Here is a 24221-nt window from a genome sequence, read left to right on the forward strand (position 1 = left end):
ACAAAGTTTCATTTGCCGGGTTATTGCTGGCAATTTGACATGTCGCTTGTCCGCGGCAAGCAGTAGCATGGGTTCCAAACCCCAACCGCTCTGGGAGACCGCCATGTTCCACGCCCGCATCATGCGCCCGATCCTTGCCCTTCAGCTGGGCCTGGCTTACGCCTTGGCCGGCGCAACCAAGCCCGCTCTGGCGCTGGATGGCAATGGCTTGCAGCTGGAGACCAGCCCCTGGCAGGCGCGGGTGCAGCTGAGCAGCCTGGAAGGCCGTGGCGCCCGTTTGCTGAGCGCCAATCTGCTGGGCGACTACTACCTGACCGGCTCGGGCCTGGGTGGCTTCAGCGGCGGCCTGCGCGCCACTGGCGGCATGTTGATGGGCGCGCCCAGCGCGTCCTTGAGCAGCGCCGGCTTGGCATTAAACCGAGATTTCCGGCAACGTCTGGCCGTAGGTCAGCGCAGCCTTAGCATGATGGTGCCCGAGGCCGGCATGGGAGATGCCGGTGCGTCGCTGTCTTACTTGGGCATCGGCTACAGCGGCCAGTCCTTGCGCGGCGGCTGGGGCTTCAGCGCGGACCTGGGTCTGGTCAGCGCCCTGTCGCTGGGGGGTTTGCGTTTGGGGGCGAGCCGCAACAGCGGCGCCGAAGAATTGCTGCGTGATTTGCGCCTCAAACCCGTACTGCAGCTCGGGCTGTCCTACAGCTATTGAGTCGGCCTTCGGCGGCCTGGCCGATAATTGCCTCAGTTTTTCACTTTGGGGCAAGAAGACAATGAACGACGTTCAACAGCGCATCGACGATCTGGTCAAGAACAACCGTGTGGTGCTGTTCATGAAGGGCACGGCCCAGTTCCCCATGTGCGGCTTCTCCGGCCGCGCCATCCAGATCCTCAAGGCCTGCGGCGCCAGCGATCTGAAGACCTTCAATGTGCTGGAAGACGAAGGCGTGCGCCAGGGCATCAAGGAATACGCCAACTGGCCCACCATCCCCCAGCTCTACATCAAGGGCGAATTCGTCGGCGGCTCGGACATCATGATGGAGATGTACGAAGCCGGCGAGCTGCAAGCCCTGCTGGGCGCTGAGTAAGCACGCGCCCCGCTTCTGCGCCTTCCGTTTCTCCCATGACACAACGACTGGTCGTCGGCATCACCGGCGCCACTGGCGCTGCCTACGCGCTGCGCCTGCTGCGGCGCGGCCGCGAGCTGGGCCTGGAAACGCATCTGATCGTCACGCCCTCGGGCGTGCTCAATGCCCACCATGAGCTGGGCCTGGATCGCAAGGCGCTGGAAGCAGAGGCGTCCTATGCCCATGCGCCCGGCGATGTCGGCGCCTGCGTGGCCAGCGGCAGCTTTGCCACGGCGGCCATGGTGATCGCCCCCTGCTCGATGAAGACGCTCGCCTCGGTGGCCCACGGCTTTGGCGACAACCTGCTGACCCGGGCGGCCGATGTCACGCTGAAAGAGCGACGCCGCCTGATCCTGATGGTGCGCGAGACGCCTTTCAACCTGGCCCATCTGCGCAATATGGTGGCCGCCACCGAGATGGGCGCCATCGTCTTTCCGCCGCTGCCGGCTTTCTACCACCACCCGCAAAGCATCGAGGAACTGGTCAACGAAAGCGCCGAACGGGTGCTGGAGCTGGCGGGTGTGAGCGGCGCCGAACCCAAGCGTTGGGCCGGCCTCAAGCCCTGACCTCTGAGCAGCGCGCCGGCAACGGCTCAGACCTCGCCCGGCATCAACCACTGCTTGCGTGCGGCAAACACCGCGCGCGGGTACTCCGGCCGGCCGCGGCTGCCGTTGTAGCGACCCAGGGCGAGGTAGAGATCGCCCTGCTCCCGGTCCAGGTAGTGGCGCAAGATCACGCAGCCAAAGCGCAGATTGGTCTGCATATGGAACAGCCGTGAGGCTTGCCCATCACCGATCAGCTTGGCCCAGAAGGGCATCACCTGCATATAGCCGCGCGCGCCGGCAATGCTGATCGCATATTTGCGAAACCCGCTCTCCACCTGCACCAGACCCAGCACCAGGCTGGGCTCCAGACCGGCACGCTTGGCCTCGTACCAGAGCGTCTCCAGAAACTCGATGCGGATCTGCGCCTCGCTCTTGCGCTTCTTGAGCTTCTCGCTCATCTCGCCCAGCCAGCGCAGGTAGGCCAGGCGATCGTCGATCTGATCGAAACGCGGGCGCGGGGGGGCGCTGTTGGCGACCGAAGCCGCCAGGGCCGTGCGCACGGCATCGGCCAAGGGCTCTTCCACCTGGGCGCCCGCCTGGGCCGAGCGAGGCAGGCACAGCAAGGCGGCGGCGGCCAGCAGCAGGCTGCGTCGGCCGGGCGCGAGCGGTGTGCCGAGGGAGTTCATGGCGTGCAAGTTCAAGGCAAGAAAGAGGTTGAAATCAAGCTGAGGCCAGCCAGGCTTCCAGAGGCAAGCGCCGGCGCGGTCCCAGGCGCCGGGCCAGCATGATCCAGCCCGCCCAGTACAGCAAGCTCGCCGCCACCAGCGCCAGCGTGCCCCAGGGCAGCGCCAAGCCCACGCCGCTGAAGCATGCCAGGCTCAGCAGCGAGCTGCCCAAATACAGGCTCAAGGTGTGGCGCCCCGCGGGCGCCAGCGCGAGCAGCCAGCGCTGGCCGTGCAGCAGCAGCCAAGGCACCAGGCCAATCAGCATGAGCACGGCGACAAACAGGGACAGCAGGCCGTACACCGCATCCAGCTGATGGTTCTGGTCACACAAAGCCTGAGACCAAGCCCAGCCAAAAATAACATTGAGCAGCAAGCCGGGCAGGAGCCAACGCCCGGCCCAGCGCTTGAGCAAGGGGCGCCAGCGCGCATGGGTGAAGAGCCGCAGGCGGCCCGCCATCAGCCCTGCCAGCATCCAGGCCACGAACAAGGGCAGACCCTGCAGCACGAAACCCAGCTGCATCAGCAGGTAATGGCCCGCGTTGAGCACCCACCAGTCTGCCCATGAGGCGGGCGCAGCCAGCGAGCGCGGGGCCTCGGGCGCAAACGAACTGTGGTCGAACACGAGCCAGAATAGGCTGGGCATCAGGAGCAGCGCCGCAACACCGGCCCACACCCAGATGCGCCGGCGCAGCTGGCGCAAGCGCATCGTGGGCGCACGGAGCATCAGCAGGCCGCACAGGGCATAGGCCGTCAGGATGTCGCCGGAATACACGAGCAGGCCATGAGCCAGGCCGATCCACAAGAGCCGGCGCATGCGCCGGCTGCGATGCCCATCCGGCTCCGCGCACGAAGCAGCATGCCGACCCCGCTCACGGAAGGACACTGCCTGGCTGTAACCGAACAGAAAGCTCAGCAGGGCCAGCCCCTTGCCGGCCAGCAAAGCCGCCACCAACGCAAGCACGGCCTGAGCGACCAGGGAGTCTGCCGGCTGCGGTGCCGCCAGGGGGCCACCGTCCGGCAGCGCCGCATAACCGATCCAGTTGACGGCAATCACCGGCAGCAGGGCCAGCGCCCGCAAGCCATCGAGGGGCGCGTGGCGCTGCGGCACTTGAATGCCCGACGGCACGCCCCGAGGCGGCGCGGCAGGCAGCGCCGCGAGGGTCACGCCGTCTTGGGCGAGAGCAGATCCAGCACCTCGGCCAGGCTGAGCTTGCGCGCCTCGGCATCACGGCGGCCCTGGTACTCGACCAGACCTTCCTTGAGACCGCGGTCCGAGATCACCACGCGGTGCGGCACACCGACCAGCTCCCAATCGGCAAACATGGCGCCCGGGCGCTCACCGCGGTCGTCCAGCAGCACGTCCACGCCAAGGGCCAGCAGGTCCTCGTGCAGCTTGTGAGCGGCGGCCTTGACCTCTTCGCTGCGGTCCATGCCGATGGGGCAGACCACCACGCGGAAGGGAGCGATGGACTCGGGCCAGATGATGCCGCGATCGTCATGGTTCTGCTCGATGGCAGCACCCAGGATGCGGGTCACACCGATGCCGTAGCAGCCCATCACCATCAGCTGCGGCTTGCCGTTTTCGTCCAGGTAGGTGGCCTTCATATCGGCCGAATACTTGGTGCCGAGCAGGAAGACATGGCCGACCTCAATGCCGCGCTGGATGGCGAGCACGCCCTGGCCGTCCGGCGAGGGGTCACCGGCCACCACATTGCGGATGTCGGCCACCAGGTCCGGCTCGGGCAGGTCTCGACCCCAGTTGGCGCCGGTGTAGTGGAAATCGGCCTCGTTGGCGCCGCAGACGAAATCGCTCATCAGCGCGACCGTGCGATCAGCCACCACCTTGACCGGCTTGAGCAGCTGGATCGGGCCCAGGTAGCCCGGCTTGCTGCCGAAATGGGCTTCAATCTCGCTGACGGTGGCGAAGCGGAAACCGGCCTTCAGGCCCGGCAGCTTGCCGACCTTGACCTCGTTCATCTCATGATCGCCGCGCAGCAGCAGCAGCCAGACGGTGGTCTTGACGACCTCGCCGTGCTCATTCAGCTCGTCAGCCGCCAGCACGATGGACTTGACCGTTTGCGTCAGCGGCAGGCCCAGCAGAGCAGCCACGTCTTCGCAGGTGCTCTTGCCCGGGGTCGCTGTCTTGCTCAAGGCCTGGCTGGCGGCGGCGCGCTCGGCCAGCAGCGGCAGGGCTTCGGCCAGCTCGATATTGGCGGCGTACTCGCTGCTCGGGCAGTAGACGATGGCGTCTTCGCCCGTATCGGCGATGACCTGGAACTCATGCGAGGCCTCGCCGCCGATGGCGCCGGTGTCGGCCGCTACGGCACGGAACTGCAGACCGAAGCGCTCGAAGATGCGCTGGTAGGCCGCGTACATGTTCTGGTAGCTGACGGTGGCGGTGGCCACATCGCGGTCGAAGGAGTAGGCGTCCTTCATGGTGAACTCGCGGCCGCGCATGATGCCGAAGCGCGGGCGGCGCTCGTCGCGGAACTTGGTCTGGATGTGGAAGAAGTTCTTGGGCAGCTGCTTGTAGCTGCGCAGCTCCTGGCGGGCGATGTCGGTCATCACCTCTTCCGAGGTCGGCTGAATGATGAAGTCGCGGCCGTGGCGGTCTTTCACGCGCATCAGCTCAGGGCCCATCTTGTCGAAGCGGCCAGTTTCCTGCCACAGCTCGGCCGGCTGCACCACCGGCATCAGCAGTTCCACCGCGCCGGCGCGCACCATTTCCTCGCGGATGATGGCCTCGACCTTGCGGATCACCCGCAAGCCCATGGGCATGTAGTTGTAAATGCCGGCGCCCAGACGCTTGATCATGCCGGCGCGCATCATCAGCTTGTGGCTGACAACCTCGGCGTCGGCCGGTGCTTCCTTGAGGGTGGAGACGAAAAACTGACTGGCTTTCATGGCGGCGGCGGGGCTGGGCCACAAGGGCCAAACCGGATTCAAAAGTGGATGGAAACGCGCGCGGACCGCGCGGGTCGACTCGCAGCTGGCTTGCGGGTTAGACAGTGATGCCAAGGCGGCACCGCAATGCAATAATCAAACCAACTATAGATTCGAGGTTGATTATGCTCGACCGTGAAGGGTTCCGCCCCAACGTCGGCATCATCCTGCTCAACCACAGGAATGAAGTGTTCTGGGGCAAGCGCATTCGCACCCATTCCTGGCAGTTCCCGCAAGGGGGCATCAATTATGGCGAAACGCCTGAGCAGGCGATGTACCGTGAGCTCCACGAGGAAGTGGGGCTCGTTCCCGAGCATGTGCGCATCATTGCGCGCACGCGCGACTGGCTGCGCTATGAGGTGCCCGATCACTTCATTCGGCGCGATGCGCGCGGGCATTACCGCGGCCAGAAACAGATCTGGTTCCTGCTGCAGCTGCTCGGCCGCGATTCCGACATGAATCTGCGCGCTACCAACCACCCGGAGTTCGACGCCTGGCGCTGGAACGAATACTGGGTGCCGCTGGATGCCGTGATCGAGTTCAAGCGCGGGGTGTACGAGAACGCGCTGACCGAACTGGCCCGCTACCTGCCGCGCATCAACCACCACAACCGCTACCTGCGCTCGGGCATGCGCCCACAGCATGGCCGCCAGGAAGGCCCGACGGGCGAGGGTCATGCCGAGGAGCGCGCCGGCGGCGCGGACTCGCGCACGCGCGCGGCGCCCACCTCGGCTTCGCCGGCCGGCCCCCACCCTTCTGCGGACACGCAAGGTCAGGAAGCCCAGCCGGACTGAGCCCACGGCGCTCAGTCGCTCGCAAGATCGAGCGGCGCAATGCAAACGCTAGCCTAAAAAAAGCCTGCCCGACCTTTCGGTCGCCGCAGGCTTTTCTTTTGAAGCGTGAACCTGACTCAGTCGAATCAGCGAAGCACCAGGTTGTCGCGATGGATCAGCTCTGGCTCGGCCGCGTAGCCGAGCACACGGCCGATCTCGGCCGAGGGCTTGCGGGCGATCAGGCGGGCTTCGGCGCTGGAGTAGTTGCTCAGGCCGCGCGCCAGTTCGCGCCCTTCCGGGTCGCGCACGGCAATGACATCGCCGCGATGGAACTCACCCTGCACCTCCATCACACCGATGGGCAGCAGGCTCTTGCCTTCGGCCTGCAGCTTGAGCACGGCACCGGCATCCACCGAGACCGCGCCGCGCAGCTGCAGATGGTCCACCATCCATTGCTTGCGCGCTGTCAGCTTGGGCAGGCTGGCCAGCAAGGCCGTGCCGATGGCCTCGCCGGCAGCCAGGCGCAGCAAGACATCAGGCTCGCGGCCCCAGGCGATCACGGTGTTGGCACCACTGCCGGCCGCACGTTTGGCGGCCAGGATCTTGGTGATCATGCCGCCGCGCCCCAACGACGAACCGGCACCGCCGGCCATCTGCTCCAGCTCGGGCGTGCCCGCCACCGCCTCGGCAATGAACTGCGCATTCGGGTCGCGCCGCGGATCGGCCGAGTACAAGCCCTTCTGGTCGGTCAGGATGACCAGGGCATCCGCCTCGATCAAATTGGCCACCAGCGCACCGAGGGTGTCGTTGTCGCCGAACTTGATTTCGTCGTTGACGACGGTGTCGTTCTCGTTGATGACCGGCAGCACGCGGTGCTGCAGCAAGGTCAGCAAGGTCGAACGGGCATTGAGATAGCGCTCGCGGTCGGCCAGGTCGGCATGCGTCAGCAGGACCTGGGCGCTGCCCATGCCATGCTCGCGCAGCTTGCTCTCGTACATCTGGGCCAAGCCCATCTGGCCGACAGCTGCTGCGGCCTGCAGTTCATGCAGCTCTTTCGGTCGCGTGCTCCAACCCAGGCGCTTCATGCCTTCGGCAATGGCGCCGCTGGACACCATCACCACCTCGCGGCCTTCGGCCGCCAGGGCAGCCAGCTGCCGGCACCAGTTGCCAATGGCCTCGGCATCGACGCCGCGGCCTTCGTTGGTCACCAGGCTGGAGCCCACCTTGACGACGATGCGGCGCGCGCCCGCAAGCGCGCGGCTCATGCCTTTTGTTCCGCGGCTTCGTCCAGCTCGGCGGCCGGCTTGCCGTCGGGGAAGCGCGGGTCGGCTTCGACATGGACCTTGTGCGCCGTGGCCACATGGTCGTAGATCGCATGGATCAGCGGCTGGCAGCCCTCGCGCGTCAGGGCCGAGATCTCGAAGACCGGGCCCTTCCACTTGTAGCGCTTGATGAAATCCTTGACGCGCTTGGCGCGCTCGTCCTCGGGCACCATGTCCAGCTTGTTCAGCACCAACCAGCGCGGCTTGTCGTGCAGTTCCTGGTCGTACTTCTTTAGTTCGTTGACGATGGCCTTGGCCTCCGCCACCGGATCGACCGCGGGGTCGAACGGCGCCAGATCCACCACATGCAGCAGCAGACGCGTGCGCTGCAAGTGACGCAGGAATTGATGACCCAGGCCGGCGCCCTCGGCCGCACCTTCGATCAGACCGGGAATGTCGGCGACCACAAAGCTCTTTTCCGGACCGACGCGCACCACACCCAGATTGGGATGCAAGGTGGTGAAGGGATAGTCGGCAATCTTGGGGCGCGCGTTCGAGACGGCCGTGATGAGCGTCGACTTGCCGGCATTGGGCTGACCGAGCAGGCCCACGTCAGCCAGCACCCGCAACTCCAGCTTGACCTTCTTGGCCTCGCCGGGCCAGCCGGGCGTCTTCTGACGCGGAGCGCGGTTGGTGCTGGTCTTGAAATGCAGATTGCCAAAGCCACCGTCGCCACCCTTGGCCAGCAAGATCTTCTCACCGGGCTCAAGCAACTCGGCAATGACGGTGTCGGTTTCCAGATCGCGCACGATGGTGCCGACCGGCATGCGCAGGATCACGTCCTCGGACGCAGCACCGTAGCAATCGGAGCCACGGCCGGCTTCGCCATTGCGCGCCTCGTGGCGGCGTGCGTAGCGGTAATCGATCAGGGTGTTGAGGTTGCTGTCGGCCACGGCATAGATGCTGCCGCCGCGCCCACCGTCACCACCGTCCGGGCCGCCGAAAGGAATGAACTTTTCGCGGCGGAAACTCGCACAGCCGGCGCCACCATTGCCGGCCACGATATCGATGGTGGCTTCGTCTATGAACTTCATAAGCTTGTCGCTTGCTCCGTGCCTTTTGAGGCGATGGTAAGGCAATGCGGGTGAAAACCCTGCATCGCAAATGCAGCCTCAAAAAGCAAAAGCCCCGGCAAGCCGGGGCTTTGGGCAACGGGTGGCCGGCTGCTGCCCTCCACCCGCGCTGTGCTTCGATGTGCTCGTTCGGAAACGATCAGACCGGAGTCACGAACACCGTCTGACGGCTGTTCTCACCCTTGATGGCGAACGACACTTGGCCGTCGACCAGCGCGAACAGCGTGTGGTCCTTGCCGATACCGACATTGGTGCCGGGATGGAACTTGGTACCGCGCTGACGCACGATGATGGAACCTGCAGAGATGGTCTGGCCGCCGAAGGCCTTCACACCGAGCATCTTGGGTTTGGAGTCGCGGCCGTTCCGTGTGGAACCGCCGCCCTTTTTCTGTGCCATGGATTAGCTCCTTGAACTGTTGGCGAAGAAGTTAGCGTTTGACCGCTGCTCAGCCGTTCACCGCGCTGATTTGCAGCTCGGTGTAAGTCTGGCGATGGCCTTGGCTCTTCTTGTAATGCTTACGACGACGCAGCTTGAAGATGCGCACTTTGTCGTGCTTACCGTGGGCCACAACCGTGGCAGTGATGCTAGCGCCAGCAACCAAGGGAGTGCCAACCTTCAGTTCAGCGCCGTTGCCGACAGCCAAAATTTGGTCGATCACAATCTCTTGGCCAACATCCGCAGCAATCTGTTCTACTTTGATCTTTTCGCCAGCCGCAACTTTGTATTGCTTGCCGCCGGTTTTTATGACCGCGTACATATCAGCCCTTTCAATTGAACCACCTGCGCTTGTTGCGCACCCCTTGCGGATTTCGGCAGGCCTCCAGAAGACGCCTACCTCTCACGCACCAGCACAGGCCTAAGCTCTGCAGCAAGAACTGCGCAGAGCCCGCGAGTGTAGCACGGGGCAGCGTAGATCACAAGCGCCAAGCTCCCAGCGTTTCCTTGGCGATACCTCTGACCTGCCTTCCATCGCTCCAGCGCAGCAAGACTTGCACCGCTAAGCGAAAGGGCGCCAGCGCTGTTCCTATAATCGCAGCTTCGCCAAATTGAGAGCCGAGAGTGCACGCTGCGCCTGCTTCGTCCCCCTCCCCCAAGCCCGTGCTGAGCGAGGCCCTTGCCACGCTGAACGCCGAGATGCTCGAAGTCGACGCCGTCATCGGCCGCCGGCTTGGCTCTGACGTCGCGCTGATCAACCAGATCGCGGGCTATATCGTTCACGCTGGCGGCAAACGCATCCGCCCCAAGCTGGTGCTCTTGTTCGCCAACGCCCTCGGCTACGACAAGCCGGAGCGTTTCGAGCTGGCCGCCGTGATCGAATTCATCCACACCGCCACGCTGCTGCATGACGACGTGGTCGATGAATCCTCGCTGCGCCGCGGCAAACAGACCGCCAACGCCCTGTTCGGCAACGCTGCCAGCGTGTTGGTGGGCGACTTCCTCTACTCGCGCGCCTTCCAGATGATGGTGTCGGTGAACCGTATGCGCGTGCTGGAAGTGCTGGCGGAGGCGACCAATGTGATCGCCGAAGGCGAAGTGCTGCAGCTGATGAACATGCACGACCCGGACATCACCGTCGACAGCTATCTGCGCGTGATCCGATACAAGACCGCCAAGCTCTTCGAAGCCAGCGCCCGCCTCGGCGCCGTGCTGGCCGATGCCTCGCCCGAAGTCGAAGAAGCCTGCGCCGGCTACGGCCGCGCCCTGGGCACCGCCTTCCAGCTGATCGACGATGTGCTGGACTACGAAGGCGACAGCCAGGCCCTGGGCAAGAACGTCGGCGACGACCTGCGCGAAGGCAAGACCACCCTGCCCTTGCTGATCGCCATGGAACGCGGCACGCCCGAGCAGCGCGCGCTCATCCGCCATGCCATCGAGCATGGCGAGCTGGAGCGCCTGAGCGAGATCGTGGAAATCGTCCGCACAACCGGTGCGTTAGACGCCACCCGGGAGGCCGCTCGTGCCGAAGCCAAACTGGCCCGCGATTGCCTGAATTTGCTGCCTGCTAGCAAATGGCAAGAATCTCTGCTAGAATTTGCGGCTCAGTCGGTTGAGCGGTCTTTTTAAACCTCGTTTGAATAGCACCCGCGCAGAGCGGCAGAACAAGTCAAAAGACAAATCGGGGTGTAGCTTAGCCTGGTAGAGCGCTACGTTCGGGACGTAGAGGCCGGAGGTTCGAATCCTCTCACCCCGACCAGTTGATTCTTGTTCAAGTCGCTTTGACGACGTCCATCGGATTCCTCGCAATCCACGGCCACTGGCCCACACATCCGACGCTGCATTCGCAGCGTTTTTTGTTTCCAGATCCCTTTTTTGTTTGCCTGCCTGCGCGTGCAACCGCGCGCAGTGCCCGGGCGTGCACAAGACTGCACGCGCGGGCCGCTGGCGATCAACGCAAGCTGCGCTGGGCGACGCCAAGATCGCGCCAGTCCTCCGGGTGGCAGGTGAAGAGCAGCAGTTGGTGGCGCTGCGCCGCATCGAAGATCACGCGCTTCATCTGCGCCAGGCGCTGGGCATCGCTGTGCACCAAGGCGTCGTCGAGGATGAGCAGGGTCGGCCGGCCGGCTTCTTGCAAGAGGTCGGCATAGGCAAAGCGGCTGATCAGGCCAAGCTGCTCGCGGGCGCCAAAGCTCAGTGCTTCGAAGTCGCCGCTCTCGACGCCGCGCTGGAGCAAGCCCGGCGTCAAGGCCTCGTCCACATCGAGCCGGGCATCCGGAAACAGCAGTTGCACATAGCGCTGCAAATGCTGCTGCAGCGGTGCTTGCAGGCGGGCCAGGCTGGCCTGACGTTTGCCGTCGAGCTTGCAGCAGAGCAGATCGAGCGCGGCGGCACGCAGGCGCAGCTCATGCCAGCGACGCTGGGCGCGCGCCAGATCCCCGGCGCTTTGCTCCCGCTGCTCGTCCAAGCCCTGCGCGCCCGCCTGCTGCAAGCTCTGCTCGATCAGCTGGATCTGCACCGCAAGCTCCTGATGGGCCTGCTGCAGTTGTTGAACGCTGCGCTGCAGGCGCGCGATGTCTTGCCGGACGATGTCCGGCCGCGCGCGGTCCAGGCTGGCTTGCAAAGTTTCGATGCGTGTGATCAGGGCCGCCAACTCAGCCTCCCCGGCCAGCCACTGCTGCTGATGCTCGCGCTGCCGCTCCAATCGACCGGGCTCGGCCAACTGAGCTCGGGCCAGTTCCAGCTCGCGCTGCGCTTGCAGCTGCTGGGCCTCCATCGCGCTGTGCTGTTGTTCCAGGCGGCCGAGCTGCTGGCGGGCCGCCTCTTCCACGCGCTGGGCCGCGTCGAGCGCAGATTCAGCCTCAGCCACGCTGAGCGCAGTGGCCGCTTCACCGGCGGCCTGCTGCGCCAGCGCATCCTGCAAGACCAAGAGCCGGGCCTGCAGATCGGCCTGCTCCTGCTGCAGCCGCGCCAGGCCTTGCGGCGCGCTCAAGGCCAGAGCCTGCTCGGCCAGTTTGAGCTGAGCCAAGGCTTCCTGCTGGGCGGCAAACCGACTCTCCGCCTCGGCCAGGTCCTGCACGCCCAAACGCTCCATCGCCAGGGCATGTTCCGCTCGCGCCTCGCTCCAGCGAGCCTCCAGGCCGTCCAGATCCTGGCCGCCCGGCGTGATGCGCAAGCGCCCCAGACCCGGCAGATCGAGCACCCCCGGCGCAGCCAGCAAGACCTGACCCTGGCCCGCGAGAGATTCCGCCTCGGCCTGCCCCTCCTGGCGCAAACGCAGCTGCTGGCCCACATCCAGCTTGAACTCCAGCCTGGTGGCCAAGGCCTGGCGCTGCAAGCTCAGCTCGCGCAGACGCTGATCCAGCTTGCGCAAGGCATCCAGGTCAGCCTTGGTTAGCGGCCGCTGCTGCGCCTGCGGCGCACGCAGCGCGGCCACGCGCTGCTGGGCCGCCTCGGCATATTGCAAGGCCTCGGTCATGCGGGCTTGCTGATGCTGCGCGGCCTCCAGCTGCTGTCGGGTCTGGCGCGCGGCTTCGGCCTGGCGGGACTGTTGCAGCTGGGCCTGGGCCTGGCGCACCTGGGCGCTGCTGTGCTTGAACTGCTCGCGCGCCGGGGCCAGGCCAGCCTGCGCTCGCTGCAGCTGTTCGCTGGCCAGCGCCAGGGCCTGCTCGCGCTGGGCGGCGGCCCGCTCCTGTTCGGCAAAAGCCTGGAGCTGGCGCTGCAGCAGTTGCTGCTGGTTCTGCAGTTGACTCAGACGCTGGCGGGCCTCACCCAGTTGCTGCTCGCTCTGCTGCAGGGCCGTTTGCGCCTGCTGGGCCTGAAGCAACTGCTGCTGCAACTGCTCCCAGGGCCGCTCCTGCTCATCGCGCTGGTGCTGGCTGCGCAGCTGGGCCAGGCGGTCCACATCCTCGCGGTAACGGGCGATCTGCAGATCCAGATCCTGCAGCGACTGTTGCAAAGCCTGCACCCGCTGGGCGGCCTGCTCCAGCTCGGCGCGAGGCTTGCCGGTGGCTGTGAGCAGCTCGCCGCGCTGGGCGCGCAGCTCGCTCAGCAGCGCATCGCCGCCGCTGGCCGCGACCTGGGCGGCCGCGCCCTGCCCCAAGCGCTCGGCCTGGCTTTGCAAGGCACCGTGCAGGTGTTCGCGGGCATGCTGGGCGGCCTCGCGCAGCTCCTGGCCCGTGCCCTGCTCCACCCAGAGCAGGCCCGGAATGCCCCAATGCTCGGTCTTGCTGGCGCCGCGGCTGGCGAAGCCGTAGCCAAAGAGCTGGGCCAGATGGTCCTCGGCCTCAGCGCCCTCCAGGCCCCGAGCATCGATGCGCAAGTCGCAGCGCGGCCGCTTGCCAAAGCTCTTGGCCAGGCGGTACTGGTGGCCGTCAAACGCAAAGTCCAGCTCCACGCTGGGCGCGGCACTGCTGTCGCCCCAGGGCAGCAGATCGCCCACGGCCGATGAGCGGTGCCGCTCAAAAAACGCGGCACGGATGGCACGCACCAGGCTGCTCTTGCCCGCCTCGTTCGGGCCGCAAAAGATGTTGAGGCCGGGCTGCAGGTTCGCCAGCTCGAAACCTTGCCGAAACTGCCGCAGCTGCTCGACGCGCAGGCGGCTCAGTTGCAGAGGCGCGCTCATGCCGACAACTCCGTGCGGCGCTGGGCCAGAGTGGCGGTCAGCAAGGCCAGGGCCTCGCGGGCGATCTCGGCCTCGCCCGGCTCCTCTGAGCTCGGCGCCCGTCCGGCCGCCCCCAGTTCGCGCAGCTCAGCAATGACCTCGGCCAGATAGCCATCGGCCTGCAGGGCGGCGATGTCCTCGTTGGTCGGCGCCAAGCTCAGGGCCGAGGCCTCCACGCTCAGGTGGCGCAGGCGCCCGCGCAAGACGGCCAGTGCGGCGTTCAAGCGCTGATGCAGGTCCAGCGCCAGCTGGCCTTCGAGCTGCAAGCTCAACACGGTGTGGGCCGGCAAGGCCTCCAGGCGCTGCAGCAAGCCGTCCAGATCGCTGGCCACGCGCAGGCTGGCACTCAGCTCCAGCCAATCGAACTGCGCCGTGCGCAGCGCCTGCACGCGCGGCTCCGCACCTGGCGCGTCGATCTCCACCAACAGGGCCTGGCCCGAGTCATTGGCCTTGAACCGATCGGGCTCTGGCGTGCCGCTGTACCAGCAGCGAGCCTCGATGCGCTTGCCGCCATGCCAGTCGCCGAGGGCCAGGTAATCCAGTCGCGCGCGCGCTGCGCGGTCCGGCGCGATCGGGTTGGTCGCGTCAACCATGGACTCGGCCAGGATGCCCTGCACGCTGCCATGCGCCAGGCCCAGGCGCAGCCAGCCCGCCGGTGTTTCGGCCGCTTCGAACCAGGCTGTGCTGTCCCCGTAGGTATGACGTTGGCTCAGCGGCGCCGGCAGGATGGCGGTGCGGCAGGCTTCCAGCAGCAAGGGCTCGGGCCGTAGGGCCAGATGCACATGGGCCGGCACCGCGCCCAGGCGCTGGGCACGCGTCCACACGCTTTCAGCCAGGGCCGCATCGTGGTTGCCCGAGATCAGCACCCAGGGCCCACTGAAACCCGCCATGGCATTGAACATGCGGCGAATCGTGCGCTCCGACACCGTCTGCGCATCGAACACATCACCGGCCACCAGCACGGCATCGACCCCATGCGTGCAGGCCAAAGCAGCCAGCCGCTCCACGGCCGCCAAGCGCGCCTCGGCCAAGGGCAAGGCATCCTCGGGATCGAAGCTGCTGAACAAGCGGCCGATCTGCCAATCGGCGGTGTGCAGGAATCTGGGCATGGGCTGCGGGGGTGAAAAAATTTCAGTGAGGAAGACTCAAACAGCCAGCAAGTCCAGCAAGCCACTGGCCCGCCGGGTGCGCTGGCGCAAGGCCTGGTGGAAGGTCTGGGCCTGGGGGCTGACCAGGGTGAAGAACTTGCGGGCGCGGGTGATGCCGGTGTAGACCAGCTCGCGGCTCAGATGGCTACCGCCTTGCTCGGGCAGCACCAGCACCGTGTGTTCGAACTCTGAGCCCTGGGATTTGTGCACCGTCATCGCAAACGCCGTCTCCACATCGTTGAGCCGGCTCACGCCGACCGAGCGCAGCTGCGGGCCGTCGAGGAAGTAGGCGCGCAGGGGAATCAGGCCCTGGGCATCGAGCAGCTTGTGTGGCTTGAGCGCGATGCCGATGTCGCCGTTGAACACACCGACGCTGGGGTCGTTGCGCGTGACCATGAGGGGCCGGCCCTCGTACCACTCGCCGCGCCGGCTGAGCAAGCCCGCCTCGGCCAGGGCCCGCTCCACCGCCAGATTGATCCCCTCGGTGCCCCAGACGCCGGCCCGCACGGCGCAGAGCAGGCGAAAGCGCTCGAATTCGCCCAGTACCCGACGCGCCCAGTCCTCAAAGGCCAGCAGGCCGGCCTCCGCCGGCGGGCGCTGGCGCAAGGCCTGCAGGTAGGAGGCATAACCGCCCGGCGCACCGGGCCGCCCCTGCAGGGTCAGGCGCAAGACATCAGACGGCTCGGGCGCGGGCAGCTGCAGCAAGGCCTGATCTTCTGCTTGCGCCATCAAGCCTTGAGCCGCCGCCACATCCCCGCGGTTGACCGCCAGGGCCAGCTGGCCGATCGGCCCACCAAAACGCCGGCTTTCGCGCAGCATCACCGTGGCCTGGGCCAGGGCTTGAGGTTGCTCGGCCTGCAAGTACTCGGCCGGCAAGACCTGACCCGTCGCAGCCTGCGCAAAAGCCGCGCTGGCCGCGCTGTAGCCGCCACGCTCGGCCTCGCGGCAGAGATCGCCCAGCACCGCGCCGGCCTCCACCGAGGCGAGCTGGTCCTTGTCGCCCAAGAGGATCAAGCGCGCACCGGGCGGCAGGGCCTCCAGCAAGGACGCCATCATCTCCAGATGAACCATGGAGGCCTCGTCCACGATCAGCACATCCAGCTCCAGCGGATGGGCCGCATCGGCGCGGAAGGCGCGCGTGTCCGGCCGCGCGCCGAGCAAGGCATGCAGGGTGCGCGCGGGGCCAATGTGGGAGGCCAGCTCGCGCAGATCAAAGTCCGGCGCCAGCGCCTCGGCCAGGCCTTGCAGCGCCGACTCGATGGACTGCTTGAGCCGCGCCGCCGCCTTGCCCGTGGGCGCGGCCAGGGCCACGCGCAGGGTCCGCCGCTGCGGGTGCACCGCGAACAGCAGAGCGAGCAGGCGCGCGGCCGTGTAGGTCTTGCCCGTGCCCGGGCCGCCGGTGATGACGGCCAGGCGGCTGCGCAAGGCCACGGCGCAGGCCAGCTGCTGCCAGTCCAGGCCCGCGGCCGGTGTGGGGAACAAGCGGCCCAGCCAGGCACGCAAGGCCAAGGTGTCGAGCCGCTCGGTCGCGGCCACGCGCGCCAGCACCTGGCTGGCCACACGCTGCTCGTACTGCCAGTAGCGGCGCAGATAGAGGCGCTGGCCTTGCAGCACCAGCGGGCTGTGGCTGTCGGGTGCGCCGGGCTGCCAGACCAGGGGGCTGGCCGCCAAACACTGCGTCCACTCGGCCGGGGTTTTCGGGAGATCCAGCTCCGCCAGCCGCTGCGCCGGCTCGGCGCCCCAGCCCAGCAGATCAGGCGCATCCTCGCAGAGCTGCGCCAGGGGCAGGCAGGCATGGCCGCGCCCTTCCAGATGGCTGAGCAAGGCCACGGCCAGCAAAACGGCCGCATCGGCCTGCGGGTCCAGCTCGTGCATGAAGCCGGCCAGGGCCGCGTCCAGGCGGCGCAACCACTTGTGCTGCACCCAGGTCTTCAACTCCTGCTGCAGCGCGGAGGGCGTGATCGGGTCCATGGTCATACCTCTTCTTCTTTTTCTTCTTCCTGGTGCTGCATGTCGATCAAGGCCTCCAGCCCCTCCAGCAGCGCCAGAGGCGGCCGCACCCACAGGCAGCCGGCCTCGGGCCCGTCCATGCCGCGCATGAAGAGATAAAGCGCGCCGCCCAGGTGCTGGGCCGGGTCGTAATGCTCGCCCAGGCGCTGGCGCAGCAGGCGATGCAGGGCCAGCAGGTAGAGGGCGGCCTGCACGTCATAACGGTGCTCGGCCATGGCGGCTTCCAGGGCCTCATGGTCGTAATCGGCATCGCGCTCACCCAGGGCGTTGGACTTGTAGTCCAGCACCCAGAAACGCCCGCCCTGCTCGAACACCAGGTCGGCAAAGCCCATCATCAAACCCTGCAGCGCCCGCTCGGGCAGGGCCGGGCGCGGCCGGCCGCTGAGCAGATGCTGGCGGCAGAGCGCGTCGATAGACTGCGAGCTCAGCCCGCTGCTGGGGAACCAGAACTCCATTTCCGGCAGCAGCGCGTCCAGGCGCGCGAGCGAAGCGCCCTCGCTCAGCGGCGGCAGCGGCGTTTGCAGCAGGCGATTCAACCAGCTCAAGACCTCGTCCGACCAATTGCCCCAGCCCTGGCGCTCGCAGCGCGCCCGCAGCTGGGCTTGCAGAGCTGGGGACTCGGCCAGGGCAAAGCCCTCACCGGCCAACCATTCCAGCTGATCGTGCAGGAAATTGCCAGCAAAGGCGCCGCGCGGGAAGCGGTGCCAGGCGGGCAGCACGCTGACGCTGCTTGCGGTTTGGGTTTCGGCTGGTGCCAGCGCCGCCAGGGCCGCCGCCTCGGGGTCAGCCAGGCGGTCTTCGTCGTCACGCGCGGCGGCGTCGCTGATCAGGCGGCCGGCATCCAGCGCCGGCGCCTTGGCGCTGCTCAGCGCGCGCACCAGGGCCGAGAAGCTGCTGACAGTCCAGCGGCGCTCGAACTGGGCCTCGTACACCTCGGCCTCGCGCAGCGGCGGCGCCGACTCGCGCGCTTGCAGGGCGCTGCGGGGCCAGTCCGGGCGGTAGATCAGGCGGTTCAAGTGAATGCCCGCAGGATCGCCTGCGGCCAGATCCTCGGCCGAGGTCCAGAGCTCCTCCGGTGTCTGCGGCACACCGCCACCGAGCACATAGCCCAGGGCGCTGCGGTGCACCTGGCAATCGTCGCTCTGCCCCACCTTCAGGGCCGAAACGCCCAGCCACAGGGCATGGCGGGCGCGGGTCAGGGCCACATAGAACAGGCGCAGGTCCTCGCGCTGACGCTCCAGATCGGCGGCGGCGATCTGCTCGGCGTCGGGCTCCAGATGCAGCTGCTGCTCCAGCTTGACGTAGCGCGCGCGGCGCTTGTCCACGACGCGGAAGCTGGCGGCAAAGGGCAGGAAGACCAGCGGGTATTCCAGGCCCTTGGATTTGTGCACCGTCACCACCTTGACCAGATCGGCATCGCTCTCCAGGCGCACGATCTGCTCCTCGCCGCCGGAGCTGCCGGGCTCGGCGATCTGGGCCGCCAGCCAGCGGATCAGGGCCTGCTCGCCATCCAGCTGGCTGCTGGCCGCCTGCAAGAGCTCGGCCAGGTGCAGCACATTGGTCAGGCGGCGCTCACCGCTGACCTGCAACGTCAGGCCCGCGGCCAGCCAGCGGCTGGGCAGCTGCAGGCGGTGCAGGGTCTGGCGCAACATGCTCAAGACGCCTTGCTGCTGCCAGACGCTGTGCAAGGCCTTGAGCTGCTCGCTGCGCAGATCAAAGGCTTCGTCGTCGCGGGCCAGTTCCGCCAGCTCGGCCAGGCTCAGGCCCAGGGTGGGGCTGGCCAGGGCGGCGCGCACCAGGCGGGCATCGAGCGGCGAAGCCACGGCACGCAGCCAGGCCAGCAGGTCGCGGGCCTCATCGCTGGCGAAGACCGAGTCCTTGTCCGACAGATAGACCGAGGCCAGGCCACGGCGCCGCATGGCCTCGCGCACGGCCGAGGCCTCGCGGGCATTGCGCACCAGCACGGCGATGTCGGCCGGACGCAGGCGCTGGAAGCTGCCCTGGGTTTCATTCAAGAAACCGGCTTTCTCATCGTTGAGCAGGCCGACGATGGTCTCGGCGCAGACCTCGCCAAAGCGCTGCTGGCTGGCACGGCCGTCTTGCAAATCCAGGTCCAGCCACAGCTGCAGTGCCGGCACAGCACCGCGGCTGCTGACGAACACCTCGCCCCGGCCACGCGCCGCCACGGGCTGGAAGGGCAAGGGGCTGGCCTGCCCCGCGCTGCCCAGCAAGAAGGCGCCGGCGTCAAAGGCCTCGGCACGCGCGAACACGGTGTTGACGGCCTGAACCAGGGCTTGCGTCGAGCGGTGGTTGGTGCCCAGCAGGTAGTGGCGCCCTTCAGTCTGGCGGCGCACGTACAGATAACTGTAAATATCGGCGCCACGGAAACCGTAGATCGATTGCTTGGGGTCACCGATCAGCAAGAGCGTGCTGTCGCGCGCGTTGTCGGCGATGCGGTAGAGCCGATCGAAGATGCGGGTCTGCAGCGGCGAGGTGTCCTGGAACTCATCAATCAAGGCCGCCGGGTACTGGGCCCGCATGCGCTCGCGCAGGCGGCGCGCGTGCTCGCCATGCCGCGCTTCATCGAGGGCCTCGTCCAGGCGCTGCAGCATGTCGGCAAAACCGAAGCTGCCGTCCTGGCGCTTGAGCTCGGCCAGGCGATCGCGGATGTGCAGGGCCGCATGCAGACGCAGGGGCGCGCTGGCCGAGGGCAAGGCGGCCAGGCCGGCGAGCAACTCTTCGAAGGCGGCGAACTCGGGCGGCAGTTCAGGCAGCGCAGCACCAGGCTTCAAGGCTTCCTCCAGGCCCGAGGGCAGCAGGCGGGTGCTGCCCTTCTTCAGATCCATGGACTCCTGCGCCGGGTCTTGCGCCCAGGCGGCCAAGGTTTGTAGCCAGGGCGTGTAGTAGCGCTGGTGCAGCTTGGTTTTGTTGAAAGCGCAGTCCTTGGACGCAAGCTGCAGGTCCAGCCACAACTGCATGGCCTCGGCGCGCTCCACCCAGCCGTCCTTCAACAAGGCCAGCGCTTCGCGCCGCCGAGTTTGCAGCTGCTCGACCAGGCCGCCCAGCGAGCCCGGCAGCGCCTGCTCAAAACCGACGCCCTCACTCGCCTGGTCCAACTCCTGGTCCATCAAGGCCTGGGCATCGGCGCCGAGCGCTGCCACACCGGGCCAGACCTCGAACACGGCATCCAGCTGTTCGCCGGCCAGCGGGTAGACCTGCTGGCGCCAGTAGTCCTGGGTGGCGCCGTCCAGCAGCAGGCGCTCGTTGGCCACCAGCTCTTCGTCGAACAGGCAGCCGCTGTCGAAGGCATGCTCGCGCAGCATGCGCTGACACCAGGCGTCGATGGTGTGCACGGCCGCTTCGTCCATGCCCTCGGCCGCGGCGGCCAGGCGCCAGGCGGCAGCGCGGCGGCCGGGGCCCTCCGGGTAAGCCTCCAGCAGGGCTTGCAGCAGCCCATCGGGGGCGGCCATCTCGCCGCGGAACACCCGCGCCGCTTCCAGCAGGCGCGCGCGGATGCGGTCGGACAGCTCGCGCGTGGCCGCGCGGGTGAAGGTCATCACCAGAATCTCGGCCGGCTGCAGCGGGCGCTCAAACGCCGCCTCCTCGCCGCCATGGCCCAGCACCAGGCGCAGGTAGAGGGCCGCAATCGTCCAGGTCTTGCCGGTGCCGGCGCTGGCCTCGATCAGGCGGCTGCCCCAGAGCGGGAAGCTCAGGGGGTCGAGTGCAATGCCCGGCGTGTTCACGGTCTCGCTCATGGCTGGGCTTCCAGGTTCGACACATCGCCCTGCACGGCTTCATGCAGCTGCATCACCACACCTTGCTCAGCCCAGGCCCGCAGTGGGCCGAAGAGGCGCTGGGCCAGATCGGCAAAGCGGCCGTCGGCGCTGAGTGCGGCGTAGCTCGGGTAGACGCGGGTGAGGCTCATCTCCTCACCCTCGCCCGGCATGGCCTGGCGCCCCGCCGAGGCAAATCTGCCGCCCTCGAAGACCTCGGCCGGCTTGCCTTTCTCCGCATCGAGGAAAGCCAACGCCGTCTTGGGCGCCAGCGGCAGCGGTTCTTGCATGCCTTGCTGCCACAGGGCGATCAGATCGGCCAGCAGGGGCTGCGCCTCCTCCTGGCCCAGCGGCTGCAGCTGCAACCAGGCATCGCGCCCGACCAGCACGCCGGGCACGGTGTCGAACCCGCAGCTGCTGGCCGCCAACATGCGCACCCAGGGGGCGATCAGGCGCTCCATGCGCAGCGCCGGCGGCTTGCCTTTGGCTGCGGCCTTGCCGCACAGGCGGCTGGGCAGCAGCTGCAGCCACACGCGCTCGGCAAACAGGCCTTCGCCGGCCTGTTGCAGCCCGTCGAGCCAATCGTCCAGCGGGCCCAGGCGCAGCGGGGCCTTGGGCGCGGCATCGGGGTAGTCGGCCTGCAGGCGCAGCCAGCGGTCGAGCATGGGCAGGAGTTCCTCGGCCAGGCGTTGCTCCTCACGCCGGCCCAGCTCGGCCATGGGCAGGCGGCCGGCGCGCTGCAGGCGGGCGGCCTGCAGGCAGATCAGCGCGGCCAGATCACCCTGATTGAGTGGCGGCGCAGCGCTTTGCAGGCGCTGCTCCTGGGCATTGAGCACCTGGTCCAGCAAGCCGGCCAGCAGGCTGTGGTCCTGCAAGCCATCGAGCGCAAAGGCCTCGGCGTCCTCGCCGGCCTCGTCCTCCGCATCCTCGAAATGCACATTGAGCCGGCGGCGGAAGAACTCGCGCACCGGGTTGCGCAGAAAGCTGACCAGGGTGGCGAGCTTGAGCGGCGCTTGCTCCTCCTCGGCCGCAGCATCCATGCCGATGGGCTCGCTGCTCAAGGGCTCCGCCTGCAGATGCGCATCGCGCCACTCGCGGGCATGCGTGAAACGGCGCGGGTCGGCCGGCTGCTCGAAATAGCGGCGGCTGAAGGGCTGCAGCGGGTGCTCGGTGCTGAGCGCCTCGGGCAAGCCCTGACCCCAACCGGCGGCCAGGTAGTCGCGCAGCTGCGAGACCAGCACCGAGGGCGGCTGCTCGCTGTTGTCGCGCGCGCTGCGGCCGCTCCAGCTGATGTAGAGCTGGCGCCGCGCCGAGAGCAAGGCCTCCAGCAGCAGCTGGCGGTCGTCCAGCCGACGCGAGCGGTCGCCCGGGCGCAGCTGGCCGGGCAGGCCCATCAAATCGAAATCGCTGCGCGTGCTGCGGCGCGGGTAGTCGCCATCGTTCATGCCGAGCAGGCAGACCACCTCGAAGGGCACGGCGCGCATGGGCATCAAGGTGCAGAAGGTGACGCCACCGGCGCGGAAGCGCTTGTTCAGGCCCGGCTCGTCCACCCCGTCCAGCCAGGCTTCGCGGGCCACGGCCAGGTCCACCGGCTGATCCACGAAACCGGCCGCCTCGCAGGCCTCCAGCCAGGCCGAGAGGCCGGCGTTCAGCGCCGCCAGGCTCAGGCGTTCGCGCTCGTCGCTGGCTTCGAAGAAAGTCTCCAGCAAGGCGCGGCCGCGCGCCGCCCATTCGGCCGGCGTGGCCAGGCTGGCGCTCTGCGCCTGCCAGTCCAGCAAGGCGCCGAGCAGATCGGCGAGCGACCCGGCCAGATGCGCCTCCAGCCCGCCGATTTCTCCGTAGGGCTCGATGCCCTGGAAGGCCTCGCCCTGGCCGCTGGCAAAGCCCAGCAGCATGCGGCGCAGGCCGAAGGCCCAGCTGTTCTGCTCGCCGCAGGCCGCCAGGCCCAGGCTGGCGCGCTGCTCGGCGTTCAGGCCCCAGCGGATGCCGGCGCCGCTGATCCACTGCGCCAGGCGCGGCAGATCGGCCGGCTCCAGACCGAAGCGCTGGGCCAGGCCCGGCACATCGAGCAGATCGCGCAGCTCGCTGGCGGTGCAGCGCGCCTGCGGCAGTCGCAGCAGCCACTCCAGCGCCACCATCAGCGGGTTGTTGCCGCGCTCGCTCAAGTCGGCAATGTCGAAAGGAATGTGGCGCGCATCGCTGCGCGCGTACTGGCCGAAGACCGAGCGGATGGCCGGCGCAAAGCCCTCGACATCAGGCAGCATGACGACGATGTCGCGCGGCTGCAGCTTCGGCAGGCCCGGCGGTGGCGGCGCGGCCAGCAGGCTCAAGAGCTGGTCGTGCAGGATCTCAACCTCGCGCTGGGCACCGTGGGCGATGTGGAAGACGATGGAGCGGTCCTGCAGCAGGGCCGGCTCGGGCGCACTGCGGCCGTAGCCGGCATGTTCGGCCAGGGGCACCAGGTCACGGATGCGGGCCTGCACCTGCTGCAGCAGGCTGCCGCCCTCGCCTTCAGCGGCAGCTTCATCGAAGAGGTCGATCTTGGCCGCGGGAAAGCGGGCCTGGGTCTGCGCCGCATCATCAAAGGCATCGAGCGCGCGCACGAAGTCGCGGCCCTGGCGGCCCCAGGCGGCCAGCAAGGGGTGGGCGTGGGCATGCATCTCCTCCAGCGGCAGCTCGGCCAGATCGCGGCCCTGGCGCAGGGGCTGGCGGCGGCGCTGCTCGCGAAGCTGTTGGCGCAGCAGCTCGCGGCCGTCGATGATGTCGGCCCAGTGGTAGCGGCAGGGGTTGGGAAGGGCCAGGATGACCTGGCAATGGCGAGCCAGCGCGGCCAGGGCCTGCAGGGTCTGCTGCGGCACATGGGTCATGCCGAACAGCACCAGGCGGCGCGGCAGGCCGCGCGGCGGCTGGCGCTCATCCTGCAAGGCCTGCATGAAGCGCTGGTGCAGCACCGGCCGCGTGCCGGCCCGCTCGGCCGCCGAGAGCGGCTGCAGCAAGGCGCGCCAGAGCCAGGCCTGCCAGCGTTGATCGGGCGCCAGGGGCGGGGCCTGGCGCAGGTCCGGCTGTTCGCCCGCCGGGGCCAGCTGGGCAGGCAGCACATCTTGGCCAAGGCCCCAAGCGTCCAGCCAGTCGCTGCGGTAGATCTGGTACTGGTCGTACAAATCAGCCAGGCGCTGGGCCAGCTGCAGGCGCCGGTCCAGGCCACCGCGCTGCAGAAAATCGGCCAGGGGCGCATAAACCTCGGCCGCTTGCGGATCGGACCTTGCCGCTGATTCCAGCAGTTCGGGCAACAAGCGCATCAGCCGCCAGGTCAGCGGCAGCTTGTCCAGCGGCGACTGCGGCGGCACCGTCTCGCGGCCCAGCAGCTGGCGGTAGCTGCGCCACATGAAGCGGGCGGGCAGCTCCACGCGGGTGGCGGCACAAATGCCGCGTTGGCTGGCCAGCTGCATCTTCAGCCACTCGGCCACGCCATTGCTCTGCACCAGCAGCACTTCTTCTTCCAGCGGGCGCAAAGGGCTGCGGCGCAGCCACTCGAACACCGCATCGCCCAGCAGCTCGGCACGGTTGCCGTGCAGGACCAGCAGGCCGGGGGTGATGTCGGTGGATGGGAGTGCGCTCATGGAAGGGATAGGGTCTTGTTCTGGCCGAAGGTCGGCGTTCCTCGCGCCGGGCCAAATTCAAGCACAGAACTG

General features: G+C 67.7%; 17 protein-coding genes and 1 tRNA gene. 6 read left to right on the forward strand and 12 right to left on the reverse strand.

The window, feature by feature from the left end:
* Nucleotides 1-67: 67 nt before the first annotated feature.
* The 3 genes from AC1Q6P_RS13370 to AC1Q6P_RS13380 all read left to right on the forward strand — a co-directional run bounded on the left by AC1Q6P_RS13370 (nucleotide 68) and on the right by AC1Q6P_RS13380 (nucleotide 1684).
* Nucleotides 68-703 carry a hypothetical protein gene (locus AC1Q6P_RS13370; RefSeq protein WP_492664351.1) on the forward strand — a complete coding sequence of 212 codons (636 nt, stop codon included), beginning with the start codon at nucleotides 68-70 and terminating at the stop codon, nucleotides 701-703.
* 61 nt (nucleotides 704-764) lie between these two features.
* Nucleotides 765-1079: a Grx4 family monothiol glutaredoxin gene (gene grxD, locus AC1Q6P_RS13375; protein WP_102767897.1), complete on the forward strand. Its 315-nt coding sequence runs from the start codon at nucleotides 765-767 to the stop codon at nucleotides 1077-1079.
* A gap of 35 nt (nucleotides 1080-1114) precedes the next feature.
* The gene (locus AC1Q6P_RS13380; RefSeq protein ID WP_492664352.1) at nucleotides 1115-1684 is read left to right on the forward strand and encodes a UbiX family flavin prenyltransferase; all 570 of its coding nucleotides are present in this window, start codon (nucleotides 1115-1117) and stop codon (nucleotides 1682-1684) included.
* A gap of 26 nt (nucleotides 1685-1710) precedes the next feature.
* On the opposite strand, the gene AC1Q6P_RS13385 is transcribed toward AC1Q6P_RS13380, so the two are convergent.
* The 3 genes from AC1Q6P_RS13385 to AC1Q6P_RS13395 are packed head-to-tail and all read right to left on the reverse strand — an operon-like array spanning nucleotide 1711 to nucleotide 5292.
* Nucleotides 1711-2349 carry a lytic transglycosylase domain-containing protein gene (locus AC1Q6P_RS13385; RefSeq protein ID WP_492664353.1) on the reverse strand — a complete coding sequence of 213 codons (639 nt, stop codon included), beginning with the start codon at nucleotides 2347-2349 and terminating at the stop codon, nucleotides 1711-1713.
* A 34-nt stretch (nucleotides 2350-2383) separates the two neighbouring features.
* Entirely contained in the window at nucleotides 2384-3514 is a 1131-nt protein-coding gene (locus AC1Q6P_RS13390) for a DUF418 domain-containing protein (RefSeq protein WP_492703216.1), read from the reverse strand.
* A 35-nt stretch (nucleotides 3515-3549) separates the two neighbouring features.
* Nucleotides 3550-5292 carry a proline--tRNA ligase gene (locus AC1Q6P_RS13395; protein ID WP_492664355.1) on the reverse strand — a complete coding sequence of 581 codons (1743 nt, stop codon included), beginning with the start codon at nucleotides 5290-5292 and terminating at the stop codon, nucleotides 3550-3552.
* A 164-nt stretch (nucleotides 5293-5456) separates the two neighbouring features.
* Here AC1Q6P_RS13395 and AC1Q6P_RS13400 point away from each other — a divergent pair, with 164 nt between their 5' ends.
* Nucleotides 5457-6125 (forward strand): RNA pyrophosphohydrolase, encoded by a 669-nt coding sequence (locus AC1Q6P_RS13400; protein ID WP_492664356.1) that lies wholly within the window; start codon nucleotides 5457-5459, stop codon nucleotides 6123-6125.
* A 125-nt stretch (nucleotides 6126-6250) separates the two neighbouring features.
* On the opposite strand, the gene proB is transcribed toward AC1Q6P_RS13400, so the two are convergent.
* From proB to rplU, 4 genes are all read right to left on the reverse strand, one after another.
* Nucleotides 6251-7369 carry a glutamate 5-kinase gene (proB, locus tag AC1Q6P_RS13405; protein ID WP_102767902.1) on the reverse strand — a complete coding sequence of 373 codons (1119 nt, stop codon included), beginning with the start codon at nucleotides 7367-7369 and terminating at the stop codon, nucleotides 6251-6253.
* Nucleotides 7366-8460: a GTPase ObgE gene (gene obgE / locus AC1Q6P_RS13410; RefSeq protein ID WP_102767903.1), complete on the reverse strand. Its 1095-nt coding sequence runs from the start codon at nucleotides 8458-8460 to the stop codon at nucleotides 7366-7368. Before obgE ends, proB begins: the two co-directional genes overlap by 4 nt.
* Before the next feature lie 178 nt (nucleotides 8461-8638).
* Nucleotides 8639-8896, reverse strand: a complete 258-nt coding sequence (gene rpmA / locus AC1Q6P_RS13415) for a 50S ribosomal protein L27 (RefSeq protein WP_102767904.1) — start codon at nucleotides 8894-8896, stop codon at nucleotides 8639-8641.
* Nucleotides 8897-8945: 49 nt separating this feature from the next.
* Nucleotides 8946-9257, reverse strand: a complete 312-nt coding sequence (gene rplU, locus AC1Q6P_RS13420; protein WP_102767905.1) for a 50S ribosomal protein L21 — start codon at nucleotides 9255-9257, stop codon at nucleotides 8946-8948.
* 377 nt (nucleotides 9258-9634) lie between these two features.
* Between rplU and ispB the strand changes: the two genes are divergently transcribed.
* Together ispB and AC1Q6P_RS13430 are read left to right on the forward strand one after the other, a co-directional pair.
* On the forward strand, nucleotides 9635-10564 hold the full coding sequence (gene ispB, locus AC1Q6P_RS13425; RefSeq protein ID WP_271010032.1) for an octaprenyl diphosphate synthase: 930 nt from the start codon (nucleotides 9635-9637) through the stop codon (nucleotides 10562-10564).
* 53 nt (nucleotides 10565-10617) lie between these two features.
* Nucleotides 10618-10694: transfer RNA gene (locus AC1Q6P_RS13430), tRNA-Pro, on the forward strand.
* Nucleotides 10695-10886: 192 nt separating this feature from the next.
* Here AC1Q6P_RS13430 and AC1Q6P_RS13435 read toward each other — a convergent pair.
* Genes AC1Q6P_RS13435 through recC form a run of 5 tightly spaced genes read right to left on the reverse strand, consistent with a single transcriptional unit; the run spans nucleotide 10887 to nucleotide 24149 of the window.
* A complete protein-coding gene (locus AC1Q6P_RS13435; protein ID WP_492664357.1) occupies nucleotides 10887-13559 on the reverse strand; it encodes an AAA family ATPase in 2673 nt (890 codons plus the stop codon).
* Nucleotides 13556-14707, reverse strand: a complete 1152-nt coding sequence (locus AC1Q6P_RS13440) for a metallophosphoesterase family protein (protein WP_492664358.1) — start codon at nucleotides 14705-14707, stop codon at nucleotides 13556-13558. The genes AC1Q6P_RS13435 and AC1Q6P_RS13440 overlap by 4 nt, the downstream gene beginning before the upstream one ends.
* Before the next feature lie 36 nt (nucleotides 14708-14743).
* The gene (recD, locus tag AC1Q6P_RS13445) at nucleotides 14744-16717 is read right to left on the reverse strand and encodes an exodeoxyribonuclease V subunit alpha (protein ID WP_492664359.1); all 1974 of its coding nucleotides are present in this window, start codon (nucleotides 16715-16717) and stop codon (nucleotides 14744-14746) included.
* A gap of 2 nt (nucleotides 16718-16719) precedes the next feature.
* Nucleotides 16720-20511 (reverse strand): exodeoxyribonuclease V subunit beta, encoded by a 3792-nt coding sequence (recB, locus tag AC1Q6P_RS13450; RefSeq protein ID WP_492664360.1) that lies wholly within the window; start codon nucleotides 20509-20511, stop codon nucleotides 16720-16722.
* Complete coding sequence (gene recC / locus AC1Q6P_RS13455) at nucleotides 20508-24149, reverse strand: exodeoxyribonuclease V subunit gamma (protein WP_492664361.1); 3642 nt, start codon at nucleotides 24147-24149, stop codon at nucleotides 20508-20510. Before recC ends, recB begins: the two co-directional genes overlap by 4 nt.
* Nucleotides 24150-24221: the final 72 nt, after the last annotated feature.

This window comes from Roseateles sp. GW835-FHT13E02 (assembly GCF_058794035.1).